This window comes from Pseudomonas sp. FeN3W, from assembly GCA_030263805.2.
Taxonomy (GTDB): domain Bacteria; phylum Pseudomonadota; class Gammaproteobacteria; order Pseudomonadales; family Pseudomonadaceae; genus Stutzerimonas; species Stutzerimonas stutzeri_G.
The window spans coordinates 1,905,908-1,920,125 of sequence record CP136010.1 but is presented as its reverse complement, the minus strand read 5'-3'; the positions used below and the strand labels follow the sequence as shown (position 1 = coordinate 1,920,125).

The window sequence follows — 14,218 nt, the reverse complement described above, 5'->3', positions numbered from 1 at the left end:
TGCCCATCTGTTAAAGCCGCGTCGCCTTGAAAGTGTCGCAGCGCACCGGATCGCCATGCTCGAAGCCATCGCGGAACCAGCGTACCCGTTGCGCCGAGGTGCCGTGGGTGAAGGCATCGGGCACCACGCGGCCCTGACTGCGTTGCTGCAGGTTGTCGTCGCCGATGGCATTGGCGGCGTTCAGGGCTTCTTCCAGATCGCCTTCTTCCAGCCAGTCGTGACGTCGCTGCGCGTGGTAGGCCCAGACCCCGGCGAAGCAATCGGCCTGTAGCTCCTGACGGACCAGCAGGCCATTGTCACCTTCCATCTTCGCACCGCGCTGACGGGCGCTCTGTATCTGCTGGGAAACGCCGAGCAAAGTCTGCACATGATGGCCGACCTCATGGGCGATCACATAGGCCTGGGCGAAGTCGCCAGCGGCGGAGAAGCGCCGGGCCATCTCGTCGAAGAACTGCAGATCGAGATAGACCTGCTGATCGCCCGGGCAGTAGAACGGGCCCACCGCCGAACTGGCGAAGCCGCAGGCCGAGTTCACACCGCCGCGAAACAGCACCAGGGTCGGATCGCGGTATTCGGCGCCGGCTTGCCGAAACAGCGCGCGCCAGGTGTCCTCGGTGTCGCCGAGGATCGCCCGGACGAATTCCGTCTGCGGGTCATCGCCGGCCGGCCGCTGGCTTTGCTGGGAGACGGCCGGCCCGCCCTGGTTGGCCAGCTGGCCGAGGATCTGCAGCGGGTCCTGGCCGGAGAGCAGGCCAATGATCACCACGATGGCGATGCCGCCCAGGCCCAGTCCGCCGCCAAGGCGCATGCCGCTGCGGCCTCTGGCGTCCACTACGTTGTCGCTGCGTCGGGCTCGATTCCAGCGCATGGGGTGTCCCTCTGAACGGTTGACGGGTTGAGCGCGCAGCACCGAAGCGGTTACTGCCTCCCGTTAAGACCCGCCTGGCGCGAAAAAGCTGCAGCGGGGACCGCACTGCATTCGCCGATGCACGATGGCTCAGTCGCCGGGGTATTCGGAGAGCACGCGTTCCTCGCCGTGCTTGCTGACGCCGATCACCTTGAAGGCGTCCTTGTGCTCGCCCATCTCCATGCCTGGCGAGCCGATCGGCATGCCGGGTACGGCCGCGCCAATCAGGTCCGGTTGCTCACGCAGCTTGAGGATGTCGGCGACAGGAACGTGGCCTTCGACGAACTTGCCGTCGATCACGGCGGTATGACAGGAACCGAGGCGGTGCGGGATGCCGTGTTCCATCTTTACCGAGGTCATGTCGTTGACCACGTGATCGGCCACGGTAAAACCGTTGTCCTGCAGGTGATCGATCCAGGCCTCGCAACAGCCGCAGCTCGGGTCGCGATAGACGTCGATGGCGAGGGGCTCGGCGGCCTGGGCGAACCCGGCGAGCAGGACGGGAAGCGGCAACAGAAGACGGCGCATGGGAACCTCCTACGAGCGAGAGGCCCAGAATACGCCGGGTTGCGCCCATACCCAAGGTGCCGCGGGCGGGTAATCGTCACCACCGACGTCGCGCGGGAGTGTCGCCCTAAGTACCGGGCGCAGAACAAACGGCCGCCTGACAGTCCCATGCCAATCGGAATAGCGAGTCGCACATCAGGAGAGTTTTCGATGCGTTTTGCCCGTTTCGTTCTGCTCGCGCAGGCGCTGGTGATGGCCAGTCTGAGCCTGGCCTACTGGTTCCGCCCCTACGAGATGGCCAATCTGAACGGCATGCTGCTGATGGAGGGCGCCTCGGTCAGCCACATGCGGGTCTACTACGGGGGCCTGCAACTGGGGTTGGCGCTGTTCCTGATCTGGGCCGCGCGTGCCCCCGAGCGAGCGCGCCCGGCCTTGATGATGCTGATGATCACCATGACCGCGCTGGTGCTCGGTCGCCTGGTGTCGCTGTGGCTGGATGGCGGCGAGCTGGTCGGTTTCGACCTGGCATCGCTGTTCTATCGTGTGCTGGCCGTCGCCCTTGCCGCAGCTGCCTGGCAGCTTATCCGCGAGCGTCCGGAGCCTGAGCCGGAGCGCCTCGAACCGGCCACGCGGAGGCTGGCCAGCGAGCCGCCGAAACCTTTCAAGCTTGGCGATGGTCCGCCGCCGGTCGAGCCGGCACCGGTTGAAGTCGCCCCACAGCCGTTCCGCCGCGGTGATCCCGGCGCCCAGGGCTGATCAGGCCGCCGCTTCGAGGTAGGCCGAGAGGCTATGTTGGTCGAGGATTTCGATGCGCCGCCGCTGCACGGCGATCAACCCTGCGTCGGTCAGACGATGCAGGATGCGCGACAGCGTTTCCGGTTGGATACCCAGTTGCGAGGCGATCAGGCGCTTGGGTAGGTCGAGGTCGATCACACCGCTGCGCGCTGCCTGCAGCTCCTGGAACAGATAGCGCACCACGCGCTGGCAGACGTTGGATGAGGTCAGGTTGTCGATCTGGTGCAGACGTTGGTTGAGTCGGTCGCTGAGGCTGCTGAGCAGCTGCATGCATAGCTGTGGCTGGGTCTCGAGCAAGCGCAGGTAGTGGGCGTTCTGCACGTTGAGCACCAGGCTCTCCTTGAGCGTGGTGGCGCTCAGCGGATGCTCGGGCAGCTTGTTGAAGAGCAGCGTCTCGGCAAAGGCCTCGCCCGGTCGGACCACCTCGATGACCTTCTCCTGACCATCGCAGGTGACCCGGTGCAGCTTGACCTGGCCGTTGATCAGCACATGAAAGTGCTCGGCGGCATCGCCCTGATGGAACAGCGTGCAACCGACTGGTAGACGCTTGACGGTGGTATGCGTGGCTATGTCCTGCAAGGCCGTTTCGGCCAGCCCACTGAACAGATGATGACGGCGCAACGTATTGAGCACTGCAGAGCCGGTCAGCATGGCCATCTCCCTTCCTTTCGATTGAAGGCATGCTAGGTCGCGTATTGCGAGCAGGCCATACCTCTTTCTGGGCAGGGGAGGTAGTCGATCAGCGGCTGCTGCCGGCCAGGCGCTCGTAATCCAGCGTCAGCTGTTCGATCTTGCGCAGCAGCGAATCGCTGGTGGTGACGATCACCGTCGGGACGAAACGCGAGTCGTCGGCGAGGCTGAAACCCGCCCGGGCGAAACGCCATTGCGCGCCGATCTGATCGAGTTGGCGGTTGATCTGCTCGGTGTTCTGCGGCGCCTTGTTCAGCTCGTCCAGGCCGCGTTCGAACTCCACCACTGCCGCGTCGAAGTCACCACGCAGGCGCTGCTCCGGCAGTTTCCAGGTCATCGCCAGGTAGAGCATGGCAATGCGCTGGCTGAGCATGCGCTGGCGCCCGCTGCGGTTGACCAGGCGCGCCGCCTGACTGCCGCTGTGGCGTTCGATCTCCTGCACCAGCGCTTCGCTCTGACCGAGGAAGCGTTCGGCCAGGCGCAGCAGCTCGGCGGACTGTTCGCGATCCGGCTGGGTCAGGGCCAGCTGGCGATACTGATGCCAGGTCTGCGTGGCGTCTTCGAGCGCCTTGCGGATGGCCTCGTTGGCGGCGTATTCGTCGAGCAGCTGGGCGTTCTCCTCGACACTGGCGATGCTGCTGTCGAGCTGGCTGGCGGCAAGATCGACGCGGGTGTCGGTGCCGATCATCAGATAACTCTTGGCGATGCGCTGGCCAAGCATGCGCTGCATGCCGGCGCGGTTGACCGCCTCGGCGTCGCTGATGGCGGCTTGGCAGGGAAGGCTGGCGGCCAACAGGCCGAGCAGCAGGGAAGTGGGCAGCAGAATCTTGAACATGGAGCGCTCCTTACGTCCGGATGGGCGCGATGCTGACCACTCGGTCAGGTCGGTTGGGGACGAAAAGATAGAGCGCTTGGCAGTGATGGCATTGATGATCGTCAAGGGGGCGGCAGCGATTTCGCGAGTTGAGCGATCACGCACAAAACTGCCGCCGGCATCGGTCAGCCCTTCGCTTCGTTCTCCAGCACCCAGACGGCCGCCTCGACCCGCGAACGCAGGCCCAGCTTGTGCAGCAGGTTCTTCACGTGGACTTTCACGGTGCCTTCGGTGATGCCGAGCTTGCGCGCGATCATCTTGTTGCTCTGGCCCTTGGCGATCAGTCGCAGGACTTCCTTCTCGCGCTTGGTCAGGCTGGAAAACTGCACCTGGCCGGTGGGCTTGGGACGCACCCGGATGGCCTCGGCGAGCACCTGGGTCAGCTCGGGGCTGAGGGCCATGCGACCGGTGGCAGCGATGCGGATCTGCTCGATCAGCTGTTCGGCGTCCATGTCCTTGAGCAGGTAGCCGTCGGCGCCGTTGCGCAGCGCCTCGAGGACATGGCTCTGCTCGTCGGAAACGGTGAACATGATGATCCGTGCATCGATGTCCGCGTCGCGCATGCGCCGCGTGGTCTCCAGCCCGTCGATGCCCGGCATGTTCAGGTCCATCAGGATCAGATCGGGCTCGACCGCCTGGGCCAGGCGGATGGCGTCCTCGCCGTTGCCGGCCTCGCCGACCATCTCCAGGTCGTCTTCCAGCTCCAGCAGGTCACGCAGGCCCCGACGCATCATGGGATGGTCGTCGACCAGCAGGATTCGTGTGGTTGTCCCTTCGTTCATGCGTGACAGGCTCCTGTGTAAGGGGGATGTGGCGATAGGCGGGCGGGAAGCGCAGGTGGACCAGGGTGCCGCCGCCGGGACGCAGGCCGATGCTGATGCTGCCGTTCAGGCTGCTGGCGCGTTCGTGCAGGATGATCAGGCCGTAGTGGCCGGCGCGTTGCTCTTCGGGGCGGATGCCGATGCCGTCGTCCTCGATCCTGACGCGAATGGTGCCGTTGCCGTCCTGGGTCAGGCTCAGCCAGCAGCGGTCGGCCTCGGCGTGCTTGACCACGTTGCTCAGCGCCTCGCGGATGATCTGCAGGCAGTGCACTTCCTCGTTGGGCGTTAGCGGGCAGTGGTCGAGACGGTAGTCGCTCAGGATCTGCAGGCCGGAGTTGGCGCCGAACTCCTCGATGGTCGCCTGCACCGCCGGTCGTAGCCCGGGTTCGTTGACCTTGATGCGGAAGGTCGTCAGCAGTTCGCGCAGCTGGCGGTAGGCCGCGTTCAGGCCCTGGTCGATCTGCTGCACGCTGTCGTCCAACTGCGCCTGGCTGCTTTCCTTCTGCATCAGGCGTTTTAGACGGGCCAGCTGCAGCTTCTGCGCGGACAACGCCTGCGCCAGGGAATCGTGCAGCTCGCGGGCGATCACCGCGCGCTCCTCCATGAGCGCCAGGCGCGCCTGTTTCTGGCCCAGCTGCGCGAGGCTCAGCGAGGCGGCGAAGAGGTCGGCCAAGGTGGTCAGCAGCAGGGTCTGCCAGGAGGCCAGCGTATCGCCGGCGGGATAGGCGACGCGTAGCGAGCCGAGATCGTCATGGCCGGAGCGCAACTCGAAGGTCATCAGTTCTTCGCCACTGGGTAGCCGCCCCGACTGGTTGACCGGACAGCTGCCGCATTGCGGCAGCTGGCAGTACTCCGGCGGTTGCAGGCTGCGGGAAGTCATGGCGGTGTGGCTGCCGGCGGCTGCCGAGCGGTTCAGGCACAGCGTGATGGAGCCGGTGCCGAGGATCTGCTGCACCTTGTTCAGCAGCGAGCCCATCATCTGGCTCGGGTCGTCGGGTTGGCTGTAGAGCATGCGCGCGCTGTTGAACAGCAGTTGCAAGGTGGCATTGCTGCGGGTCAGCGCGGCGGTCTTGTCATCGACCTTCTGCTCCATTTCCGCGTAGAGGCTGGCCAGTTCCTGGCTCATCTGGTTGAGCGTGCGGGCCAGCAGACTCAGTTCGGTGTCGCCGGGAATCTGCACCTGGCCGCTGAAGTCGCCCTTGCCGATGTCGCGGGCCATCTTGGTCAGGCTGCGCAGCGGTGTCGCCAGGTTGTTGTGCAGGCCGTAGATCAGCACGAAGGCGATCAGCACGATGACGAACAGCGTCCCGGCCTGTAGCGCGCGGATCACGCCGAGCTTGCCTTCGGAGGCCTCCTGCAGCGTCCGCACGAAGACATTCAGCTCGCTGACGAACTCCGGGGCTTCCTGGCGATACTCCTCCAGCCGCGGCGGCTGCGTGTCCAGCAGTGGGCGCATGCGCTGCTGCCAGTGGCGCAGCACACCGGCATGCAGCGCGGGCAGTTCGGTCGCGCCGTGGCGGTGCAGGGCCGAGCGCAGGGAGGCGGAAAGCAGGGTGCGTTCGAGCGTGACGATGCGTTCTTCGAGCACGGCCTGCGGGCCCTGCTCGGCGGTGAACGCCAGGCGATAGGCCTGCATGCGCAGGCTGCCGGCCTGGTTGATCGCTTCGGCGTCGCCTTCCAGGGCATCGGCCAGGTACAGGCTGGCGAGCATGCTGATCAGCGAAAAACCGATGATGACCACGAACGCCACCAGGGTGTTGAACACGATCGAATGGCGGGTGGAGAGCTGCTCGCTTTCGGTTGGGGACATGGTCGGATCATCGCTCTGGCGGTGGCTCATTCTGCGCTCTGTCATCGGCGCTGGCCATGGTGTGGGAAGTACTCCCATTGCATTCGGGCCCAATCGACGCTTCCTGGTCGAGGGCGATGGCTAAAGTTAACCAATTGATATTGTTGAATTTATTTCAATGAATACGGAGTACCCCGTTGGAGGTAGAAACGGCGCGTCAAGCAAAATGCCATTAGAAGTGTATTGATCTCAGTCAAATTCCGATCGATCCGTCCCGCTTAGCGTGCGAGCCATTCCTGATCCCGCTGCGTATGCCAGCGGGGCCCTGGCGCCAAGAGGATCGACCATGAGCAATATCGAAAAGTGGGACGTGGAGGACCAGATCTTCTGGGACACCACTGGCAAGCGGGTCGCCAATCGCAATCTGTGGATATCCATCCCGAGCCTGCTGATGGGCTTCGCCATCTGGCTGATGTGGGGCATCGTCACGGTGCAGATGCTCAACCTGGGCTTTCCCTTCGCGCCGGCCGAGCTGTTCACCCTGACCGCCATCGCCGGTCTCACCGGCGCCACCCTGCGCATCCCGGCATCGTTCATGATTCGCATCGCCGGTGGGCGCAACACCATCTTCCTCACCACCGCGCTGCTGATGATCCCGGCGGCCGGTGCCGGCTTCGCCCTGCAGAGCCAGGACACGCCGCTGTGGGTATTCCAGCTGCTGGCCTTTCTCTCCGGCATCGGCGGCGGCAATTTCGCCTGCTCGATGAGCAACATCAGCACCTTCTTCCCGAAGAACCAGCAAGGCCTGGCACTGGGCCTGAACGCGGGCCTGGGCAACTTCGGCGTGACCACCATGCAGATCCTGATTCCGCTGGTGATGACCGCCGGGGTGTTCGGTGCGGCGGCTGGCGCGCCGATGGAGCTGATCAAGGACAGCGGCACGCTGATCGGCAAGATCGCTGCCGGCACCGACACCTGGATCCAGAACGCCGGTTGGGTCTGGCTGTTGTTCCTGGTGCCGCTGGCCTTTGCCGGCTGGTTCGGCATGAACAACCTGCTGGTGATCTCGCCGACCCCAGGCTACCCGCTGAACGCCTTCGGCAAGATCCTCGGCCTCTATGCCGTGGCCTTCGCCGCCGCCGCGGTCGGTCTGTACCTCTACCTGCCTGCGCCGACCGGCCTCGGTGTGCTGAACATGTGGGGCGTGATGCTGCTGACCATCGGCGCGACGCTCGGCATGCTGCGCCTGCTGCCGGGCAGCATCAGCCCGAACATCAAGCGCCAGTTCGCGATCTTCCGCGACAAGCACACCTGGTCGATGAGCATTCTCTACATCCTGACCTTCGGCTCCTTCATCGGCTTCTCCATGGCACTGCCGCTGTCGATCACGGTGATCTTCGGCTTCATCAACGAAGTCGGTGCCGACGGTGTGGTGACCCGCGTCGCCAACCCCAACGCGCCGAGTGCGCTGACCTACGCCTGGATCGGCCCCTTCATCGGCGCCCTGATCCGTCCGCTGGGCGGCTGGATCTCCGACAAGGTCGGCGGCTCCATCGTCACCCAGGTGATCTCGGTGGTGATGGTCATCGCCTCGGTCGCCGCCGGCTATGTGATGCACCAGGCCTACGGCTCGGCCCAGCCCGAGGAGTACTTCTTCCTCTTCCTGGTGCTGTTCCTGGTGCTGTTCGCCGCCAGCGGCATCGGCAACGGCTCGACCTTCCGCACCATCGGCGTGATCTACGACCGCGAGAAGGCCGGCCCGGTACTCGGCTGGACCTCCGCTGTCGCCGCCTACGGCTCCTTCGTCGCGCCGATCGTGATCGGCGAACAGGTCAAGGCCGGCACCCCGGAAGTGGCCATGTACGGCTTCGCGGTGTTCTACGCGCTGTGCCTGATCCTCAACTGGTGGTTCTACCTGCGCCCCAACGCCTACGTGAAGAACCCCTGAGTCCGGAGAGCTGCCATGAACATCATGATTGCCTACGACAACTCGCGTAACGCCCGCAAAGCCCTGGACGCCACGCTCGAGATGTTCGGTCTGTTGAAGCCGCTGATCATGCTGATCGGCGTGGTGGAAGAAACCCGCGACACCAGCGATTCGGCGGTCGAGCTGTACGAGCGCGAGCGTCGCGAATTCCAGGCCTTCCTGCAGGAGGCGGCGGCCAAGGTCAGCGCCTTCGGCCTCGATGTCGACGTGATGCTCGCCGAAGGCGACGCCCGCAAGATGATTCTCAAGGCCGCCGAGCACAAGAAGCCCGACCTGCTGGTCATCGCGCGGCATTCCAACGAACCGGACGGCGGCTTCATCTCCCGCTCGCTGAATCTCCTGGTCGACGAACTCGACTACATGACCTTCGGCAGCGTCAGCGCCTTCCTGGCCCGCCGGGCGCCTTGCCCGGTCCTGATTCAAGCCTGCCCCTGAGTGAGGAGCTCATCATGAGAGTTTCTACGCTGTTCGAATGGAAGCGCCCCGAGATCCGGGCCCTGCACCTGACCTGGATCGCCTTCTACATCTGTTTCTTCGTCTGGTTCGGCATGGCGCCGCTGGCCTCGAGCATGCTGAAAAGCGTGAACTGGCTGACGCCCGAAGACCTCAAGCTGTTCGCCATCGCCAACGTGGCGCTGACCATCCCGGCGCGCATCCTGGTCGGCATGGCACTCGACCACTGGGGCCCGCGCCGGGTGTTCTCGGTACTGCTGGTGGTGATGGCGGCGCCCGCGCTGTTCTTCGCCTTTGGTGACAGCCGCACCCAGCTGCTGGTGTCGCGGCTGATCCTCAGCTCCATCGGCGCCAGCTTCGTGGTCGGCATCCACATGACCGCCATGTGGTTCAAGCCCAAGGACATCGGTTTCGCCGAAGGCTTCTACGCCGGTTGGGGCAACTTCGGTTCCGCCGCCGCCGCCATGAGCCTGCCGGCCATCGCCATCCATGCCTTCGGTGGTCCGGAAGGCTGGCGCTGGGCGATCGCCAGCTCGGCGATCATCATGGCCGTCTACGGTGTGTACTACTGGTTCGCCCTCACCGACGGTCCGGCCGGCACCGTGCACCGCAAGCCACACAAGGCCAGCGCGCTGGAAGTCAGCACCTGGGCCGACATGATCAAGCTGATCATCTGGACCATTCCCATGGTCGGCGTGCTCGGCATCCTGGTCTGGCGCATCGAGGGGCTGGGCTACCTGGGCGCCACCGGCGCGCTGATCTGCTACGCGGTGATCGCCCTGGTGGTGATCTTCCAGGTGGTACAGATCCTGCGGGTCAACGTGCCGATCCTGAAAAAGGGCGTACCGGAAGACGACAAGTACCCCTTCAACACCGTGGCCGCGTTGAACTCCACCTACTTCGCCAACTTCGGGGCGGAGCTGGCCGTGGTCTCGATGCTGCCGATGTTCTTCGAGCAGACCTGGGGCCTGACCCCGACCACCGCCGGCATCATCGCCGCCTCGTTCGCCTTCGTGAATCTGGTGGCGCGGCCCATGGGCGGGCTGGTCTCCGATCGCTTCGGCAACCGCCGCTTCGTCATGCTGGCCTACATGCTGGGCATCGCCATCGGCTTCCTGCTGATGGGCCTGATGAACTCCAAGTGGCCGCTGATCGTGGCCGTGGCGATCACCGTGCTCTGCTCGGTGTTCGTCCAGGGCGCGGAGGGCGCGACCTTCGGGATCATCCCGTCGATCAAGCGCCGCGTCACCGGGCAGATCTCCGGCATGGCCGGGGCCTACGGCAACGTCGGCGCCGTCTGCTACCTGACCCTGTTCACCTTCGTGACCCCCTCGCAGTTCTTCATGGTGATCGCCGCCGGTGCCTTCGTCAGCTTCGGGCTCTGCCTGCTCTGGCTGAAGGAGCCCGAGGGCGCGTTCTCCGACGAGTACTACGTATCCAGCGTCGACCGCGAGCTGGAGGCCCGCCAGAAGCTCGCGTCCTGACGTTGCACCGAATGAATGCGCCAGCCATCCCGGCTGGCGCAAGCCGAGATTGATAAGCCGACCGGTCGGGCCAGTGGTTCGCAACCGGAGTGAGGAGAGAAACCAATGAGCCACTTGCTCGATCAACTGCGCTTCTTCAACAGGAAGCAAGGCGAGTTCGCCGATGGTCATGGCGAAACCCGCATCGAATCCCGCGACTGGGAGAACGTCTACCGCTCGCGCTGGCAGTACGACAAGATCGTGCGCTCGACCCACGGGGTGAACTGCACCGGTTCCTGCTCCTGGAAGATCTACGTGAAGAACGGCCTGATCACCTGGGAAACCCAGCAGACCGACTACCCGCGCACCCGCAACGACCTGCCCAACCACGAGCCACGCGGCTGCCCGCGCGGCGCCAGCTACAGCTGGTACATCTATAGCGCCAACCGCCTGAAGTACCCCAAGGTGCGCAAGCCGCTGCTGAAACTCTGGCGTGAAGCGCGGCGCAACATGACCCCGGTGGACGCCTGGGCCAGCATCGTCGAGGACAAGGCCAAGGCCGAGTCCTACAAGAGCAAGCGCGGCATGGGCGGCTTCATCCGCTCCAGCTGGGACGAAGTCAACGAGATCATCGCCGCGGCCAACGTCTATACCGTGAAGCAGTACGGCCCGGACCGCGTCATCGGCTTCTCGCCGATCCCGGCCATGTCGATGGTTTCCTACGCGGCCGGTAGCCGCTACCTGTCGCTGATCGGCGGCGTCTGCCTGAGCTTCTACGACTGGTACTGCGACCTGCCGCCGGCCTCGCCGCAGATCTGGGGCGAGCAGACCGACGTTCCGGAATCGGCCGACTGGTACAACTCCAACTACATCATCGCCTGGGGCTCCAACGTCCCGCAGACCCGTACGCCGGATGCGCACTTCTTCACCGAGGTCCGCTACAAGGGCACCAAGACCGTCGCCATCACCCCGGACTACGCCGAAGTCGCCAAGCTCACCGACCTCTGGCTCAACCCGAAGCAGGGTACCGACGCCGCGCTGGCCCAGGCCTTCGCCCACGTCATCTTCAAGGAATTCCACCTCGAGAAGCCGAGCGAGTACTTCCGCGACTACGCCAAGCGCTACACCGACCTGCCGGTGCTGGTGCGCCTGAACGAGAAGGACGGCAGCTACATCGCCGATCGCTTCCTGCGCGCGTCGGACCTGGCCGACAACCTCGGCCAGGAAAACAACCCCGAGTGGAAGACCATCGCCGTCGACGGCAGCACCGGCGAGCTGGTCTCGCCGCTGGGCTCCATCGGCTACCGCTGGGGCGAGAAGGGCAAGTGGAACATCGAGGCCCGCGAAGGCAAGGACGGTCGTGATGTCGACCTGTCGCTGACCCAGATCGAGGGCGGCGAGACGGCCGAGGTCGCCTTCCCATACTTCGGCGGCATCCTCCACGAGCACTTCCAGCACGCCGAAGGCGAAAGCATCCAGCTGCGCCGCGTGCCGGTCCGCAGCATCACCCTGGCCGACGGCAGCACCACCAAGGTCGCCACCGTGTTCGACCTGATGGCCGCCAACCTGGGTATCGACCGTGGTCTGGGCGGCGCCAATGTCGCGTCGAGCTACGACGATGCCAGCGTGCCCGGCACTCCGGCCTGGCAGGAAGTCATCACTGGCGTATCCCGTGAGAAGGCCATCCAGATCGCCCGCGAGTTCGCCGACAACGCCGACAAGACCCATGGCCGTTCCATGATCATCGTCGGCGCGGCGATGAACCACTGGTACCACATGGACATGAACTACCGCGGCCTGATCAACATGCTGATGTTGTGCGGTTGCGTCGGTCAGACCGGTGGCGGCTGGGCGCACTACGTGGGTCAGGAGAAGCTGCGTCCGCAGTGCGGCTGGCTGCCGCTGGCCTTCGGCCTCGACTGGAGCCGTCCGCCGCGCCAGATGAACGGCACCAGCTTCTTCTACAACCACTCATCCCAATGGCGTCATGAAAAAATGAGCATCCACGAGGTGCTCTCGCCGCTGGCGGACAAATCCGCGTATCCCGAGCATATGCTCGACTACAACATCCGCGCCGAACGCGCCGGCTGGCTGCCGAGCGCACCGCAGCTCAACCGCAACCCGCTGCAGATCTGCCGTGATGCCGAAGCGGCCGGCATGTCGCCGGTGGATTACGTCACCCAGTCGCTGAAGGACGGCTCGCTGAAGTTCGCCTGCGAACAGCCGGACAATCCGGATAACTTCCCGCGCAACATGTTCGTCTGGCGCTCCAACCTCCTGGGCAGCTCGGGCAAGGGCCACGAGTACATGCTCAAGTACCTCCTGGGCACCAAGAACGGCGTGATGAACGAGGACCTCGGCAAGCGCGACGGCTTCAAGCCGCTCGAGGCCGAATGGCAGGACGAGGGCGCCATCGGCAAGCTCGACCTGGTCACCACCCTCGACTTCCGCATGTCCTCGACCTGCGTGTACTCCGACATCGTCCTGCCGACCGCGACCTGGTACGAGAAGGACGACATGAACACCTCGGACATGCACCCCTTCATCCACCCGCTGTCGGCAGCGATCGATCCGGCCTGGGAAGCCAAGTCCGACTGGGAGATCTACAAGGGCATCGCCAAGGCGTTCTCGAAGATGGCCGAAGGTCAGCTGGGCGTGGAAAAGGACCTGGTCACCGTGCCGCTCCTGCACGACAGCCCCGGCGAACTGGCGCAGCCGTTCGGCGGTACCGACTGGAAGACCGCTGGCGTCGATCCGCAGCCTGGCAAGAACTGCCCGAACATGGCGGTGGTCGAGCGCGACTATCCGAACACCTACAAGAAGTTCACCTCTCTCGGCCCGCTGCTGGACAAGCTCGGCAACGGCGGCAAGGGCATCAACTGGAACACCCAGCATGAGGTCGATTTCCTCGGCGAGCTGAACTACAAGGTGCGCGATGAGGGCGTCAGCCAGGGCCGGCCGCAGATCGAGTCGGCCATCGATGCCGCCGAGGTCATCCTCAGCCTGGCACCTGAAACCAACGGTCACGTGGCCGTGAAGGCCTGGGCTGCGCTGTCGGAATTCACCGGCCGCGACCACAGCCACCTGGCGCTGCCCAAGGAGCACGAGGCGATCCGCTTCCGTGACATCCAGGCGCAGCCGCGCAAGATCATCTCCAGTCCGACCTGGTCGGGTCTCGAAGACGAGCACGTGAGCTACAACGCCGGCTACACCAACGTCCACGAGTACATCCCGTGGCGCACCATCACCGGTCGCCAGCAGTTCTTCCAGGATCACCCCTGGATGCAGGCCTTCGGCGAACAGCTGATGAGCTACCGGCCGCCGATCAACACCCGCACCATCGATTACGTGAAGGGCAAGAAGAGCAACGGCAACCCCGAGATCGTCCTGAACTGGATCACCCCGCACCAGAAGTGGGGCATCCACAGCACCTACTCGGACAACCTGATCATGCTCACCTTGAGCCGCGGCGGCCCGATCGTGTGGATGTCCGAAATCGACGCCAAGAAGGCCGGCATCGAGGACAACGACTGGATCGAGTGCTTCAACGCCAACGGCGCCCTGACCGCCCGTGCGGTGGTCAGCCAGCGGGTGATGGAAGGCATGGTGATGATGTACCACGCCCAGGAACGCATCGTGAACGTGCCCGGCGCCGAGAGCACCAGGACCCGCGGCGGCCACCACAACTCGGTGACCCGCGTGGTGCTCAAGCCCACTCACATGATCGGCGGCTACGCCCAGCAGGCGTACGGCTTCAACTACTACGGCACCGTGGGTTGCAACCGCGACGAGTTCGTCGTGGTGCGCAAGATGGCCAAGGTCGACTGGCTCGACGGCCCGAACGGCAACGATCTGCCGCAACCCCTGCCGCAAGACATCTGAGGAATAAGGCCATGAAGATTCGTTCACCCAAGGTGGCAGCGCATGGTCCC

At 64.7% G+C, this 14,218-nt stretch carries 11 protein-coding genes; 5 read left to right on the top strand and 6 right to left on the bottom strand.

What is annotated here, in order from left to right; genetic code table 11:
* Positions 1-10 precede the first annotated feature (10 nt).
* Both P5704_009140 and P5704_009135 read right to left on the bottom strand, forming a co-directional pair.
* A complete protein-coding gene (locus P5704_009140; protein ID WOF80621.1) occupies positions 11-868 on the bottom strand; it encodes a neutral zinc metallopeptidase in 858 nt (285 codons plus the stop codon).
* A gap of 129 nt (positions 869-997) precedes the next feature.
* On the bottom strand, positions 998-1,435 hold the full coding sequence (locus tag P5704_009135) for a DUF411 domain-containing protein (protein WOF80620.1): 438 nt from the start codon (positions 1,433-1,435) through the stop codon (positions 998-1,000).
* Between the two features lie 189 nt (positions 1,436-1,624).
* Here P5704_009135 and P5704_009130 point away from each other — a divergent pair, with 189 nt between their 5' ends.
* Positions 1,625-2,170, top strand: a complete 546-nt coding sequence (locus tag P5704_009130; protein ID WOF80619.1) for a DUF4345 domain-containing protein — start codon at positions 1,625-1,627, stop codon at positions 2,168-2,170.
* Here P5704_009130 and P5704_009125 read toward each other — a convergent pair whose 3' ends face one another.
* The 4 genes from P5704_009125 to P5704_009110 all read right to left on the bottom strand — a co-directional run bounded on the left by P5704_009125 (position 2,171) and on the right by P5704_009110 (position 6,434).
* Positions 2,171-2,866, bottom strand: coding sequence for a Crp/Fnr family transcriptional regulator (locus P5704_009125; protein WOF80618.1), 696 nt, complete (start codon positions 2,864-2,866; stop codon positions 2,171-2,173).
* Positions 2,867-2,948: 82 nt separating this feature from the next.
* Positions 2,949-3,734 (bottom strand): type IV pili methyl-accepting chemotaxis transducer N-terminal domain-containing protein, encoded by a 786-nt coding sequence (locus P5704_009120; GenBank protein ID WOF80617.1) that lies wholly within the window; start codon positions 3,732-3,734, stop codon positions 2,949-2,951.
* Between the two features lie 164 nt (positions 3,735-3,898).
* Positions 3,899-4,507: a two-component system response regulator NarL gene (gene narL / locus P5704_009115; protein WOF81196.1), complete on the bottom strand. Its 609-nt coding sequence runs from the start codon at positions 4,505-4,507 to the stop codon at positions 3,899-3,901.
* The gene (locus P5704_009110; protein WOF80616.1) at positions 4,485-6,434 is read right to left on the bottom strand and encodes a histidine kinase; all 1,950 of its coding nucleotides are present in this window, start codon (positions 6,432-6,434) and stop codon (positions 4,485-4,487) included. The genes narL and P5704_009110 overlap by 23 nt, the downstream gene beginning before the upstream one ends.
* 295 nt (positions 6,435-6,729) lie before the next feature.
* Here P5704_009110 and P5704_009105 point away from each other — a divergent pair, with 295 nt between their 5' ends.
* The 4 genes from P5704_009105 (at position 6,730) to P5704_009090 (ending at position 14,168) form a co-directional block, all read left to right on the top strand.
* Entirely contained in the window at positions 6,730-8,331 is a 1,602-nt protein-coding gene (locus tag P5704_009105; protein ID WOF80615.1) for a NarK/NasA family nitrate transporter, read from the top strand.
* Between the two features lie 15 nt (positions 8,332-8,346).
* Positions 8,347-8,805, top strand: coding sequence for a universal stress protein (locus P5704_009100; GenBank protein WOF80614.1), 459 nt, complete (start codon positions 8,347-8,349; stop codon positions 8,803-8,805).
* 14 nt (positions 8,806-8,819) lie between these two features.
* A complete protein-coding gene (locus P5704_009095) occupies positions 8,820-10,307 on the top strand; it encodes an MFS transporter (GenBank protein ID WOF80613.1) in 1,488 nt (495 codons plus the stop codon).
* Between the two features lie 105 nt (positions 10,308-10,412).
* Entirely contained in the window at positions 10,413-14,168 is a 3,756-nt protein-coding gene (locus P5704_009090; protein ID WOF80612.1) for a nitrate reductase subunit alpha, read from the top strand.
* Positions 14,169-14,218 lie beyond the last annotated feature (50 nt).